Consider the following 14,090-nt stretch of genomic DNA (forward strand, 5'->3'; position numbering starts at 1 on the left):
TCGACGGGCCCGGCTCTGTGCAGGGGCGACGACCGGCAGGTCGTCGCCCCTCCGTCGTCCCCCCCGTCGCGGGTGCCGACAGGCTCAGCCGGCCTGGTCGACCATGGCGTCGCGGCGTGCGACGCAGTCCGCGACGAACTCCAGGAACCGGCGGCTGCTGTCGCCGCGCGCGAACCCGAAGTAGTGGTCGCGCACGCGCTCGCGGGCGTCGTGGTGGGGATCCTGGGCGAGGTTGGCGGCCAGGAGCGTGCCGACGTCGCCCACCGTGTCGCCGTCCACGATGTCGACGGCGCTCGCGACGGGGGCCTCGGCGACGATCCGGGCCCGGTCGGTGCGGCGGTCGGTGAGGACGATCGGGACGCCCGGACGCAGGTAGAGGAAGTCGAGGCCGACCGACGAGATGTCGGTGACGAGCAGGTCGGTGTCCTCGAACAGGCCGAGGATGTCGGCCTCCAGCGGCAGCTCGTGCGGCGCGCCCGCCTCTCGCGCGGCGGTGACGAGCCGCACGATCTCGGCGTGGGCCGCGGCGACCGCCGGGTCCTCCGCGGTGAGCACGCGGGGGTGCGGCTTGTAGACGAGCCGGACGTCCGGGCGGTCCAGGAGCGCGCGCACGACGGCGGTGCCGTACAGGTCGAGGGACGTGTAGTTGTTGGCCTCGTCCTCGCCGGACCAGGTGGGGGCGTAGAGCACGGTCCGGCGGCCCTCGGCCGGCGCGAGCGCCGAGGCCACGTCGAGGTCGAGCTGCGGGCGACCGCACACGACCAGCGTGTCGAGGTCGAAGTTGATGAGGGCGCGCCGGTGGCGCTCGACCGCGGCCTGGCCGGCGACGACCACGTGGTCGTAGGCCTTGGCCTGGTTGGAGACCATCGAGACCTTGTCGGACTCGCCGTGGTTGACGTGCACGTGCAGGGCCCGCTGGTAGATGAGCGACTGGAAGTTGCGCCAGCCGTTGTTGACGTAGACGACCGTCTTCACGTCGATCTGCTCGTAGAGCCGGCGCAGACCGTCCAGGCGCCGGACGAAGAGGACGGGCAGGTCGGTGGTCTCGCGGAGCTGCTCGGTGAGCTCCCAGTGGCGGGTGACGATCGCCACGGGGTGCTCCGCGGCGACGCGTTCGAGCACGGGCAGCCACTGCTGCAGCTGGTACGCCTGGTTGGGGGTGTCCGCGAAGTACGCCACCACGGGGAACCGGGGCAGGCCGTCCAGCTCGGGGGAGTGCTCGGGCTCCTCACCGGCGATCGTGCTGGTCACGACCCGCTTGACGCGCGAACCCGCGCTCAGCAAGATCTGTGCGGCAAGCTTGCGCACGCGGTCCGTGATCGTGGGCTGCTGCGGTGGGGTGACGTGCGACATCCGTGCCTTCCTGGTGGCGGGGTCCCGTGGCGCGACGAGTATTCCACGGCGTCCTGGGGCCTTCCCCAGGGGGCGTCGGCGAGAGGAGCGCACACCTCGCCGCTGTACTATCGACAGGGCCCGGCAGCCGCTGGCCGTACCTCGAAAGACGGGTATGCAAGTTACGTGACCACCGACACCACCACGGACGCCACCTCGGGTGACCGCGGGAAGCCGGAGCCCGGTCGTGACCCGCTCCGCCCGCCGGAGCCGCTCGTGCCGGCCACGACGTCGCAGGAGCGACGGGCGATCGCGGAGCAGTTCGGGCTGCAGCAGATGGGCGTGCGCCCGCCGCTCGGCAAGTACATCCGCGACGTCGCCTCCCGCTGGGCGTTCATCCGCGTCCTCGGCACCGCGACGGCCTACTCCAAGAACCAGAACAACTATCTGGGCCAGCTGTGGGCCGTCCTCAACCCGATCCTCAACGCGACCGTCTACGTGCTGATCTTCGGCATCCTGCTCGGGGCGAACCGCGGTGTGGAGAACACCATCGCGTTCATCACCATCGGGACGTTCCTGTACCGGTTCTTCGAGCAGTCGGTGCACGCCGGGTCGCGGTCGATCGCGCAGAAGACCAACCTCATCCGGTCGCTGCACTTCCCGCGCGCCGTGCTGCCCATCGCCCAGGTGGTCTCGCTGCTCACCACCCTCGTGCCGGCCCTGGTGGTCATGTGCGCGATCGTGCTGCTCAGCGGGCTGCTCCCGGCATACCCGACGGTGCACGTCACGTGGAGCTGGCTCCTGCTGCCGGCCATCGTGGCGCTGATGTGGATCTTCAACACGGGCATCGCGTTCATCGTGGCCCGCGCCGTGGCGATCACTCCCGACCTGGACAACATCATCGGCTTCGTGCTGCGCCTCGTGATGTACGCCTCCGGCGTGATCTTCCCGGTGATGCACTACGTCAAGGACCTGCCCGCCCAGGCGGCGGCCATCGTCGGACCGATCCTCGAGTACCAGCCGATCGGCGTGTTCCTCTACGTGGCCCGCTCGATCCTCACGCAGGAGCCGTCCATGCCGCAGGACCCGTGGATGTGGTTGTGGGCGGCCGGCTGGGCGATCGTGACCTTCGTGGTCGGGTTCATCGTTTTCTGGCGCGGAGAGGAGCGGTACGGCCGTGACTGAGTCCGACCTTCATCTCGACGTCGACCTCGACGAGGACTTCGAGCCCGAGGATCTCGAGGGCCCGAAGCCCGTCGCGACCGTCGGCGACCCGGTGCTCGTCGTCGACGACCTGCACATCGTCTACCGCGTCTTCGGCGGCAAGGCGAAGCAGGTCGCCGCCAAGGGCGCCGACAACGTGCGCGAGGCCAAGGCGCCGAAGCGTTCCCTCCTGCGCCGCCTGGTGAGCTCGACGTCGCAGCACGTGGGCGCGGTGAGCGAGGTGCACGCCGTGCGCGGCATCTCCTTCGTCGCCCGGCACGGGGAGTCCATCGGCATCGTCGGCATCAACGGCTCCGGCAAGAGCACGTTGCTGCGCGCCATCACCGGCCTCATCCCGCCGCGGTCCGGCGGCGTGTACGTGGCGGGGGAGCCGGCGCTGCTCGGCGTCAACGCCGCGCTGATGCCGCAGCTCACGGGCGAGCGGAACATCTGGATCGGCGGCCTGGCTCTCGGCCTCACCCCCAAGCAGGTCGAGGAGCGCTTCGACGAGGTCGTGGAGTTCGCGGACATCGGCGACTTCGTCTACATGCCCATGAAGACGTACTCCTCCGGCATGGGCGCCCGGCTGCGGTTCGCGATCTCCTCGGCCGCGACCCCGGACATCCTCATGATCGACGAGGCGCTGGCCACCGGTGACGCGGCGTTCAAGGCCCGCTCCAAGGCCCGCATCGACGAGGTGCGCAAGAACGCGGGCACGATCTTCCTCGTCAGCCACTCGATCAGCACGATCGAGGCGATGTGTACCCGCGTCCTCTGGGTGCACCAGGGGGAGCTCGTCATGGACGGCGGCACGGAGGACGTGCTCGCCGAGTACCGCAAGTTCGTCCGCGCGCACCGCCTGGCCCGTTCGTCCGCACGCGCCGGCGGGGTCGGTCCGCGCGCCCGCACCAAGCAGCGTGCCAAGAAGCAGGCCGGGCCGTGATCTCGGGCAGGCCGCCCGGTCGCTGAGGCCGGCGGACCCACCGGTTACCATGGGCCCGCGAGCGGCCCCTGCCGCGGTCGGTGTCGGCCGATCAGGGTCAGAACCGTTCGACAGGGATGGCGCGCCAGCGTCCGTCAACCGTCCACCGCATGCTAGGTGTCTTCCACTATGTCTTTTTCGCCTCGCCAGATCGCCGCTGTCGCCCTGATGGCGGTGTGCATGGTCGCCGCCGTGCTCGTGTGCCTGCTCGCCCCGGTGCGGGTGGGCCTCGTCGCCGTGCTGGTCACGATCGGGGTCTGCACGGCGATCGTCCTGCTGTTCCTGCGCAAGGTGCTCTCGGCCGTCTACCGGCTCGGGCAGAACGGCGCACGGAGGGAGTCCGAGACGTCGCGCTCGGCGGGCGTTGCGACGGAGCGCGAGCTCGCCCTGGTGAACGCGCGTCTCGCGCGGATCGAGGAGCACCTCCCGGAGCGGCTGGCGGCACGGATCGCGTTCGAGCTCGCGCGGCCTGAGCGGGACGCGGCCGGCTCCCCCGCAGCGGGCTCGGCCGACCTCTAGGACGCGGCACCGACATGTCCCTCCCCGCAGCGCCCCAGACGTTCGCGCACGCGCACCCCGACGACCCCGCACCGGCGTTCCGGGAGCTCACGCCCGAGGAGTTCCTCCTGCTGAACCGGCAGTCGCCCTGGCGTGCGCTCGCCGTCGGCAGCCGGATGCGCTCCGCCGCCTACCTGGACCTCCTCGCGCTGGACGCCACCGGCACCGCCCATCGCTGGGAGGCGCTGCGCCAGGCCATCGAGTCCGGCGTCCCGCGGGAGCAGATGCTGCGCTGGGACGTCCCCCGCGTGCTCGCCGCTGCGCTCCTCGCCTGCGTGCTCGAGCCTGAGGAGCATCACCTCCAGGCCGCCACGAAGGTCATGCTCACGGCCCTCGACCGGTCGCAGCTGTGGGAGCCGGGCGCGTCGGCGGCGCTGCTGCTCGCCACCCAGGTCGCGGTGCTCACCGGTGCCGAGGCGCTGTTCGAGGAGCTCGCGTCGCTCCCCACCGCCGAGGAGGGGATCGCGTGGGCGGGACGCACCGACCTGGTGCGTCCGACCGGTCTGGCGGACCGCACCGCCGCCGGTCCGGCCCCGGTCGACGGCGACCGGCTCGAGCGCTGGTGGGCCCAGTTCAACAAGCCGTTCACGGACCGCGGTCTCGCCCCGTTCGTGCTCGCCGTCGACGACCTGGGCGGAGCCGGCGAGGTCTTCGCGAGCATCGAGGCCCCCGAGGCCGCGCCGTGCAGCGTGCCGCGCGACGAGCAGCCCCTGGTGTCGGTCGTCGTGCCGACCTACAACCCGGACCGCGGCTTCCGCCACACGATCGACTCGCTGGTCCGCCAGTCGTGGTCGAACCTCGAGATCCTGGTGGTCGACGACTGCTCCACGAGCGGTCGGGAGCACCTGGACGCCGCCGCCGCGACGGACCCCCGGGTGCGGGTGATTCCGCGGGAGCACAACGGCGGCGCCTACCGGGCGCGGAACTCGGGGCTCCGCGAAGCGCGCGGTGAGTACGTGACCTTCCAGGACGCGGACGACGTCTCGCACACGCAGCGCATCGAGCGACAGCTCCTCCCGCTGCTCGCGGACCCGCGCAAGATGGCGTCCACGTCGAGGAGCCAGCGGGTGCTGGGCACGGGCGAGGTCACCTATTTGGGCTACTCGCCGCACCGGACCAACATGTCGTCGCTCCTGTTCCGCCGGTCTGTCGTGCTCGACCGGCTCGGCCGGTTCGACGACGTGCGCAAGGGCGGGGACAGCGAGTTCTCCGAGCGGCTGAAGCGGGCCTTCGGGAGGTCCGCGGTGGTGAACCTCCCCGAGCCGCTCGGCCTCATCCAGCTCAAGGTCGGCTCGCTCTCCCGCTCCGACTTCCGGCCGAACTGGAGGTCGGGGGCGCGCCACGCCTACATGACGCAGTTCCGTGCCGCACACAGCCGTATCGACGCCGCGGGCGCCGACGAGTGGACGCTCGACGCCGCGCGCCCGTCGATCTGCTGGGCGCCGTCCGGGGTCCGCGGGGAGCAGCCGCCGCAACGCCTCTCGCACGCGGTGCTGGCCGACTGGAACTCCGCCCTGGAAGGCTCTCGGGACGGCCTCCACCGGCTCCGTTCCCTCCTGGCTGGGACGGAGGGTCCCGTCGGCCTGCTGAGCGGGCCCCGTCCACGGTCCAGCCGTAACCAGCGCAGCGTGAGGCCTCGACGCCGGATCACCGACGCGGTCGAGCAGGGCGAGCTCCGGTGGATGAGCTGGCGCGACACGACCCACGTCGACACCCTGATCGTCGACAACCCGGAGTACCTCCTCGCGCTCCCCGCCGAGCCCGAGGTCGGGATCGTCGTCGACCGGGTGCACGTCGTGCTCGACGAGACCGTGCGGCGCGCGGACGAGTCCCTGCTCCCGCCGGTCGCCTGGTGCGAGGAGCAGGTCCGGACCGTCTTCGGCGCGCGCGTCAGCTGGATGGTCTCGTCGCCCGAGCTGTTCCGGTACCTCCAGGGCAAGGGGGTCGACGTCGCGCTCGTCCAGGGACGAGCGGCCGAGCGGAGCGCCCTTGGGGACCACCCGAGGATCGGCGTGGTCCTGCCCCGGCACGTCGACCTCGCGGACTGGAACCTCGACGTCCTGCGGTCCGTGTTCGTCGGCTCCGGCGCCTCCCAGGTCGTGTTCTACGACGAGGGACGGCGGCTGACCGCGGAGCGGGCCGACGCCGCGGGGATCACGGTGGTGCCGAGCGACCAGCTCGACCGCGCGGAGTTCCTGGACAGCGTCGACGTCCTCGTGCCCGACATGCTGGGTCAGCGGCTCTATGCCGCCGAGTCCTGGTTGTGGCTCGCGCGCGAGCACGACGTGGTGCCGCTGCTGCCGGACGGGCTCGAGACGGTGCAGCAGGTCCCGGTGCTGCGGTACTCCGAGTTCGGTGCGGGGGAGGTGGTCTCGGCCCTGGCCGCCGATCCCGACCTCGCCCGGCGTCTCCCGGGCGCGGGGGCGACCGACGCGCGCGTCGAGGGCCCCACGACGGGGACGGCCGGCCCCACGACGAACCAGGGACCGCGCCGTACGACCAAGATCCGCTACGTCGTCGTCGGCGAGGACGGGACGCTGGCGCACCTGCGGACCCGGCTCTCCGTCGCGCAGGTCGAGCGGGACGCGGATCTCCGCACGGTGCAGGACCGCTCCTTCGACGCGCTCGTGGAGGCCGGGGTCTTCGCCGGCCTGGCTCCGGGCGACAGGCTGTGCCTCGTCGACGCCGGGGTGGAGTTCGAGGCGGACTCGTTCGACCGCCTGGACGCCGACGCGGCCGAGGACCTGCACGTCTTCACCGACGCGACCGCGGGCCACACGCTCCACGCGAAGGTCGACCTCGGCGGACGGCTGCCCCTCACCGAGCACGCCCCGCTGTGGGTGGGCTCCAGCCCGGTGCTCGTCCGCGCGGACATCCTCTGGGCCGCCGTCCGGAAGCACCCGGCCGCGCGCACGCGCGGCCTCGCCTTCGCCGCCGCGCTGTCGATCAGCGGCGGGTTCGGCGTGCTCGGCGAGGTGCGCTCCCACGGCGTGCTCGACGACGGCGCCGAGCAGTCCGCCGAGGTGCTGACCCGGGACTGGTACCTCGACTTCGCGCGGGACTGGGCGGACCTCCTCGAGGCGACGGACGCTCTCGGCGCGAGCCACACCTACCTCCAGCGCCTGTTCGTGCACCTGCTCGCCGGGCGGGTCCGGCACAACACCGGCGGCACGCCGAAGCGCATCTTCGCCGAGGAGGACCTCGCCGCCTACGAGCGCGTCCTCTCGCGTGCGCTGCGGCACACGGCCGACGAGCTGATCTGGTCCCCCCGACGCCCCACCCGGATCCCGTCCCCGATCGTGCGCATGCACCTGCTGCGGCTCAAGCACGGGGCGGCCTTCGAGCCGGCCCTGGGCCACGACGCACAGGGCCCGTTCGCGGAGTTCCGAGGGCTGGAGCTGGAGCGTCCGGACGACGTGACCGTCTCGATCGACTCGATGGCCGCCCGCGACGGCGTCCTGACGGTCAGGGGCCGGATCCCGCTGGCCTTCAACCACCCGGGGCACCGGCTCGAGGTGCACGTGGGCGGGCGCTCGATCCCGCTCGCCGACCGGCAGCGCTACGCCGACACCTCGCTGCACGGGGTCGCGCTCCACCGCGCCTTCACCTTCACGGCGTCGGTCCCGTTCGCCGAGGCCACGGAGCGGCTGGAGTTCCGGTACGCGTCGTCGGACGCGTGGTACACCCCGCTGCGCCTCCGCTTCACGCGGGCGACCGCCAAGCTCAGCGGCGAGCCCGCGGCGTACTGGGCCGTGCCCGGACTCGGGATCCTGACGGTGGGTCGCCGCGGGATCGACATCGCGCCCTACTCGGAGTCGGCCCGGGACGCGGCCGAGCAGAACCTGCAGCGGTCGCTGCGGGAGTCCGGCGACCCGGTGCGGATCGAGGCCGCACGGCTCCGCGGCGAGTACTTCTCGACCCTGCCCGCCTACCGCGGCCGCAGGATCTGGATGTACGCGGACCGCATCGTCAAGGGCGGCGACAACGGCGAGTACGCGTACCGCTACGCGCAGGCACAGCGCGACGGGGCCGAGACGCACTACGTGGCCCAGCCGGGCACGGCCCTCGCGGCGCAGCTCGACGCCGACGGCGTGGAGTACCTCGCCTTCGGGACGGACCGGCAGCGGCTGCACTACCTCCACGCGTCGATCGTCTTCGCCACGCGCATCGGGACGAGCAACACCTTCGGGTTCCAGCTCGACCAGACGTACTTCCGCGACCTGTTCGACGCGCGCGTCGTCTACATCAACCACGGGCTCGTCGTGGACAAGCTCGACAACCTGCTGAACATCGGGTACTCGAACTTCGAGCGGGTCCTGGTGGTCTCCGAGCTCGAGCGTCGGAACCTGCTCCAGCCGAACTACGGCTACGAGGCCGACCAGGTCGAGGTCACGGGGTTCGCGCGCTACGACGGGCTCCGTTCCCGGGCGGAGCGGACGATCCTCCTCGCGCCGACCTGGCGGACGTACCTGCACAGCCCGCAACGGGGCGTCGAGCAGACCCTCAGCCACCGCGCCTTCCGGAAGACCGACTACTTCCAGGTCTTCCACTCGCTCATCAACAGCCCGAGGCTGCACGCGGCCCTGGAGAAGCACGGCTACCGCTTCCTGTTCCTCCTCCACCCCAACACCGGGACGCAGCTGACGGACTTCGTCTCGCAGAGCGAGCTCGTCGAGGTGCGTGCCGCCACGGAGGACGTCAGCTACGAGCAGCTCCTCACCGGGTCGGACCTCATGATCACCGACTACTCCGGGGTCCAGTTCGACTTCGCGCAGATGCACAAGCCGGTGCTGTACTACCAGCCCGACTCGATCCCGCCCCACTACCCCGCCGCGTCGTTCGACTACGCGACCGACGCGTTCGGCGAGGTCGCGAAGGAGGAGTCGGACCTGCTCGACCTGCTGGAGCGCTACCTGGAGCGGGGCTGCGCGCCGGAGCCGGAGTTCGAGCAGCGGGTCGAGACGTTCTTCTCCTACTTCGACCACGAGAACTCGAGGCGGATCTACGAGGTCGGGCTGGAGATCGAAGGCCTGAAGGAGCGGAAGGGCCGCGATGACTGACATCGACAGGACAGACATCGACAGGACGGACATCAATCGCCCCGAGGGCGAGTGGGACGGCCTGGCACCCCACACGAGCCTCGTCATCGCCTGCTACCGCGTCGGCCCGTACCTTCCCGCGTTCCTCCGGTCGCTCGACGAGCAGGTCGCGGCGCACGCGGGCTACGAGCTGATCTTCGTCATCGACGGCTGCCCCGAGGACTCGGAGGAGGTGGTGCGGGCGTGGATGCCCACCACCGACTACGCGGTCCGGGTCGTCACGAAGGAGAACGGGGGCGTGGCCTCGGCGCGGAACACGGGCCTCGCCTGGGCCCGCGGCACCTGGGTCTCGCACCCGGACCCCGACGACCGGCTGGACCCCCGGTACCTGCTCGAGATCGAGCAGGCACGGGAGCGGTTCCCGGACGAGACGATGTACGTGGGCCGGGCGATCCTCACCTCGCCCGACGGTTCCACGATCGGGCACACGCTGGACGCCCGGTACGTCGGCGCCCCCAGCTCGGTCGTCGACCTGCACCGGGAGCCGCGCAAGATCCACACGCTCGGTGGGGTCGCGTTCTTCCGCCACGACGTGATCGTTCGCCACGGCCTCCGTTTCGACGAGCAGATCCTGCAGTCCTCCGACACCGACATGATCGGGCACTTCCTGCTGTGCAACGGCGCGCGGTACGTGCTGGTCCCGGGGGCGGAGTACTTCTACCTCCGCCGTGCCGACGCGTCCTCGATCGTGTCCAAGCACAGCGGCAACATGTCCCGCTACGCGTCGCTGTTCGGGATCTCGCACCGCGGCATGCTCGACCGTGCCGGCGACGAGTGCCCGCCGTGGCTGGCGAACCTGCTGCTGTACTTCGTGTTCATGCTGTTCCGGCGGAACCGACGCGTGAACACCCCCGTCGACCTCGCCTCCGAGGAGCAGCTGGCCCTCATCCGTGAGCGTCTGACCGAGAACCTGCGGCAGATCGGCGCGGCCAACATCCAGGGCTTCGACATCTTCGCCGTGCCGCTGGAGATGCGGTTCGCGTGGCTCGCCGCCGTCGAGGAGGTCACGTCCTCGCCCGTGGAGCGGCTGCGCTGGCACCCCGAGAGGGGCGCGTGGCGCGCGGCCGTCTACGGCAGCGCCAGCGACTTTCCGGAGCTGCAGGTCGTCGTCGGCGACGCCGAGGTCCTCGAGACCAGGAGCCGCGGGATCGAGTTCCTCGGGAAGACCTGGCTGTACCAGCTGGTGCTGCTCGTGCGGATGGAGCGGGGTGACGAGGTCGGCCTGGCCTCGACCGACCCGCGCTTCACGCTCGATCTCGACGGCACGATCCTGAAGGCCGGCGCCGTCGACGAGCGTGCCGGGAGACGGCCGCCCATCGACGTCAAGCCCGCGGCGCCGAAGGCCGGTCCGACCACGACCACGGCCGCGTCGCCGGCCCCGACCCCCGCGCCGGGCTCGGCCCCCAGGCCCGCCGCCGCGCGGTGGCGGCGCCTCGCACGGGCCGTGACGGGATCCGTGCGGACCGCGGTGCCGCCGCAGGCCGGCGCGCCTGCCGGGCCGGCGGCCACGCGCGGCGAGACCTGGGTGTTCGTCACGGGCGACGACGCCGACGCCTCGCCGTCGCAGAGCGAGCTGCTCTACGAGTACGTGCGGGAGCAGGTGTCCGACGTCGAGGTGCGGTTCGTGACCGAGGCGGGGTCGGAGGCCGAGTCGCGGCTGCGCCGGGCGGACGTCGGGTGCGTGACCGCCGGCTCGCCCGAGCACGCGGCTCTCCTGCGCCGGGCGGACCTCCTGGTCACGTCCCGCATGTCACGGCGCGCCCACACCCCGCTGCCGGGGCAGGGGATCCCGCGCGAGTGGCGCGTGGCGCTGCTGCCCGCCGGCGGGGTCGGCAGGCTGCTCCACCGGGACTCCTGGGCGTCGCAGGCCGACCTCATCACCGTCTCGTCGGCGATCGAGCTCGTCCGAGCAGGCGGCCCCTACGGGAACCAGGCCTACCTCCCGAGCGAGGTCGCGCTGACGGGGCTGCCCTCGCACGACCGGCTCGAGGAGCTGCGGGCGCCGGCCGAGCACATCGTCGTCCTGCCCGGCTGGCGGGCGGGCACGTTGCGGCCGTCGGACCCGGCCTCGGCCGGGCGGGCGGTCGACGAGTTCCGCGCCCTGCCGTTCGTCGCCGCCTGGCGCCAGCTCCTCGAGTCCGCCGAGCTCGCCGCTCTCGCCACCCGGGAGGGGCGCCGCGTCCGGCTGGTCCTCCCGTCGGGGGTCGGCCCCGAGGTCTTCTCACCCCCGCCCGGGGTGGAGGTCGTCCCTCAGGACGACCTGCTGGCGGCCCTGGCCTCGGCGGCGGTCCTCGTCACCGACTACTCCTCCGCCCGTGCGCTCGACCTCGCCTACCTCGGGCGGCCGACGGTCTATCTCCAGGTCGACCGGGAGGCCGTGCTCGGCGCCCCCGACAGCGCCCGCTCCCGGGCGGCGGGGTTCGAGACGTCCGGGTTCGGTCCGGTCGTCACGAGCCCCGAGGAGGCCCAGCGGGCCGTCGCCGACGTCCTCGGGGCCCTGCCCGACCTGTACGCGGAGCGCATCGACCGCGCGTTCGCCTACCGGGACGGCAAGGCGCGCGACCGGATCCTCGCGGCGCTGCGCGGCTGAGGCCCCGGCGGCGGGCTTCCGCGGTCAGCGGGGCAGGCCGGACCGGTCGCCGCCCGCCGCGTCCAGCGCCGCGCGGACCCGCGCCACGGCGTCCTCGACGCTCACCCGTGCGGTGTCGATGACCAGGTCGGCGTCGGTCGGTGCCTCGTACGGCGAGGAGATCCCGGTGAAGTCGGGGATCTCGCCGCGCCGGGCCCTGGCGTAGAGGCCCTTGCGGTCGCGGGCCTCGCACACCTCCAGCGGCGTGCTGACGTGCACCAGCAGGAAGGTGCCGGCGGCCTCGGCGAGCTCGCGCACCCGGGCGCGGCCCGACGCGAACGGCGCGATGGGCGCCGCCACGGCGACACCCCCGTGCGAGGAGACGAGCGACGCGACGTAGCCGATGCGCTCCACGTTGAGCTCGCGGGAGGCCTTGTCGAAGCCGAGGCCCTTGGACAGGTGGTGGCGCACCTCGTCGCCGTCGAGCAGGGTGGTGTGCAGGCCCTCGTCGTCCAGCTCGGCGGCCAGCGCGCGGGCCACGGTCGACTTCCCGGACCCGGACAGGCCCGTGAAGAAGACCACCGCACCCCGCGGCCGGGCCGTGCCGGCGGCGCGCACCACCTCGGCCGCCGGTACCTCCGGGTAGAGCCCGGCGACCGCGTCGGACCAGAGCGTGCCGAGCCCCGCGACGGCGTCGCGCGCGGCGGGGGAGCGGTGCGCGACGAGCACCTCCGTCCGCACGGCGCCGTAGCGCGTGCCGACGTCCGTCCAGCGCAGCGCGTCCGGGGCGTCGGCGGGCCAGGGCACGACGACGACGCTCGCGTGGCGCGAGCCGTCGGCGAGGTCCCGGGCGACGCGCACCAGCCCGGGGGCTCCCACCTGCCCTGCGGCGGGGGACCGGCGCGCGGCGGGGACGAGCAGCAGCACGGCCCCGGCGTCGCCGACGAGCCCGGGCAGGGCCTCCACCTCCGAGCGCGTGGGAGGTTCGGTCACGACCACGGCGACGGGCGCGAGGCCGGTGGGCATGTCGTCACGTACCGCGCGGGCCGTGCGACGCAGGGCGGGGTCCCAGTGCGGCCCGGCGGCCCGGGCGAACGGGCGCACGGCGCGCGGGGCCTCGTCGCCGGGCTCGCCGACGACGGCGAGCGGCGTGTTCTCGGCGTCCGTGAGCGTCGCCGGGCCGGCGGGCAGCCCGGCGGGCGGGACCCAGGGGCCGCCGGCGAGGGCGAGCTCGAGGAGGTCCAGCTCGTCGGGGGACAGGACGCGGGTCACGGAAGGCAGGTCGGAGGGCAGCTCGGCGGGCAGGTCGGAGGGCACGGGCGTGGGCTCGGTCATGATCGCGTCGTCGTGTCCTTCTTCTCGGGGTTCGGGACGGTGCCGGGCGGCGTCGGCCTGGGCGGGAGCCGCTTGATGCGCTCCCGGACCACGATCCACAGCACGTTGCCGACGACGAGTGCGCCGACCGCGGCCGCGACGACGACGCCGAGCGAGGCGCCCAGCAGCTTGAGGCCGGAGGCCAGCAGGAGGATCGCGAGGGCACGGCGGATGATGCCGCCCGGGGCGCGGCTGGACACGTGGGCGCCGAACCAGGCGCCCGGGACGGCGCCGACCAGCAGCGACGTCGTCAGTCCGAGCTCGAAGTCCCCGTAGAGGATGTGGCCCAGCGACGCGGCCGCGACCAGCGGGACGGCCTGCACCAGGTCGGTACCCACCAGCTGGGAGGCCTTGAGGGCCGGGTAGAGCAGGAGCAGCACCACGATGATGATCGAGCCGGCGCCCACGGACGTGAGGCCGACCATGAGCCCGGCGACGGCGCCGAGGATCAGCGTGGGCACCTTGCGCACGACGACGTCCGGGCTGCTGGGCGCGGCGGGTCCTTCGCCGAGCGCGGTGCGGCGCTGGAGCATGCCGAGCACCGCCCGCACGACCAGCCCCGCCGAGGCGATGAGCAGCGCGACCCCGAGGATCTGCTTGAGCACCTCGTCGAACCCGTCACCGAACGGCAGGTAGCGGATGAGCAGGGCACCGGAGAACGCGGCGGGCACCGAACCGATGCACAGCCACAGCACGAGCTGCAGGTTCACGGTGCGCCGGCGCAGGTGCACGACGGCGCCGGCGGGCTTCATGAACAGGCTGGCCACGACGTCGGAGGAGACGGCGGTGAGCGGGTCGACGCGAAAGACGAAGATGAGCATCGGCGTCATCAGGGCGCCGCCCCCCATGCCCGTGAGGCCCACGACGAAGCCCACGACGAGTCCGCCGACGATCAGCGGGAGGTCGAGGCTCAAAAGTGCACCATTCCTATCGGAAAAACAGAATTCAACAATGTGAACTCTCGGGGAATCGT

General features: G+C 72.6%; 8 protein-coding genes. 5 read left to right on the top strand and 3 right to left on the bottom strand.

Features of this window, described 5'->3' with window-relative positions:
* Window positions 1-84: 84 nt before the first annotated feature.
* Entirely contained in the window at window positions 85-1,353 is a 1,269-nt protein-coding gene (locus ACFQ8E_RS02335) for a CDP-glycerol glycerophosphotransferase family protein (protein WP_430548947.1), read from the bottom strand.
* 165 nt (window positions 1,354-1,518) lie between these two features.
* Here ACFQ8E_RS02335 and ACFQ8E_RS02340 point away from each other — a divergent pair, with 165 nt between their 5' ends.
* From ACFQ8E_RS02340 to ACFQ8E_RS02360, 5 genes are all read left to right on the top strand, one after another.
* A complete protein-coding gene (locus ACFQ8E_RS02340) occupies window positions 1,519-2,517 on the top strand; it encodes an ABC transporter permease (RefSeq protein WP_430548948.1) in 999 nt (332 codons plus the stop codon).
* Entirely contained in the window at window positions 2,510-3,478 is a 969-nt protein-coding gene (locus ACFQ8E_RS02345) for an ABC transporter ATP-binding protein (protein ID WP_430548949.1), read from the top strand. Before ACFQ8E_RS02340 ends, ACFQ8E_RS02345 begins: the two co-directional genes overlap by 8 nt.
* Before the next feature lie 219 nt (window positions 3,479-3,697).
* Window positions 3,698-4,036, top strand: coding sequence for a hypothetical protein (locus ACFQ8E_RS02350; protein ID WP_430548950.1), 339 nt, complete (start codon window positions 3,698-3,700; stop codon window positions 4,034-4,036).
* Between the two features lie 14 nt (window positions 4,037-4,050).
* Window positions 4,051-9,135, top strand: coding sequence for a CDP-glycerol glycerophosphotransferase family protein (locus tag ACFQ8E_RS02355; protein WP_430548951.1), 5,085 nt, complete (start codon window positions 4,051-4,053; stop codon window positions 9,133-9,135).
* On the top strand, window positions 9,128-11,764 hold the full coding sequence (locus ACFQ8E_RS02360) for a glycosyltransferase (protein ID WP_430548952.1): 2,637 nt from the start codon (window positions 9,128-9,130) through the stop codon (window positions 11,762-11,764). Before ACFQ8E_RS02355 ends, ACFQ8E_RS02360 begins: the two co-directional genes overlap by 8 nt.
* A gap of 24 nt (window positions 11,765-11,788) precedes the next feature.
* Here the strand turns inward: ACFQ8E_RS02360 and cysC are convergent, their stop codons facing one another.
* Window positions 11,789-13,078, bottom strand: coding sequence for an adenylyl-sulfate kinase (gene cysC / locus ACFQ8E_RS02365; RefSeq protein WP_430548953.1), 1,290 nt, complete (start codon window positions 13,076-13,078; stop codon window positions 11,789-11,791).
* Complete coding sequence (locus ACFQ8E_RS02370; RefSeq protein ID WP_430548954.1) at window positions 13,075-14,031, bottom strand: sulfite exporter TauE/SafE family protein; 957 nt, start codon at window positions 14,029-14,031, stop codon at window positions 13,075-13,077. Before ACFQ8E_RS02370 ends, cysC begins: the two co-directional genes overlap by 4 nt.
* Between the last annotated feature and the right edge of the window lie 59 nt (window positions 14,032-14,090).

This window comes from Isoptericola sp. NPDC056573, assembly GCF_042793335.1.
GTDB lineage: Bacteria > Actinomycetota > Actinomycetes > Actinomycetales > Cellulomonadaceae > Isoptericola.

Excerpts from the sequence above, each read along its gene's own strand:
- ACFQ8E_RS02335 (WP_430548947.1), bottom strand. The coding sequence starts at position 1,353 with ATGTCGCACGTCACCCCACCGCAGCAGCCCACGATCACGGACCGCGTG.
- ACFQ8E_RS02350 (WP_430548950.1), top strand. The coding sequence starts at position 3,698 with ATGGTCGCCGCCGTGCTCGTGTGCCTGCTCGCCCCGGTGCGGGTGGGC.
- ACFQ8E_RS02355 (WP_430548951.1), top strand. The coding sequence starts at position 4,051 with ATGTCCCTCCCCGCAGCGCCCCAGACGTTCGCGCACGCGCACCCCGAC.
- ACFQ8E_RS02360 (WP_430548952.1), top strand. The coding sequence starts at position 9,128 with ATGACTGACATCGACAGGACAGACATCGACAGGACGGACATCAATCGC.
- cysC (WP_430548953.1), bottom strand. The coding sequence starts at position 13,078 with ATGACCGAGCCCACGCCCGTGCCCTCCGACCTGCCCGCCGAGCTGCCC.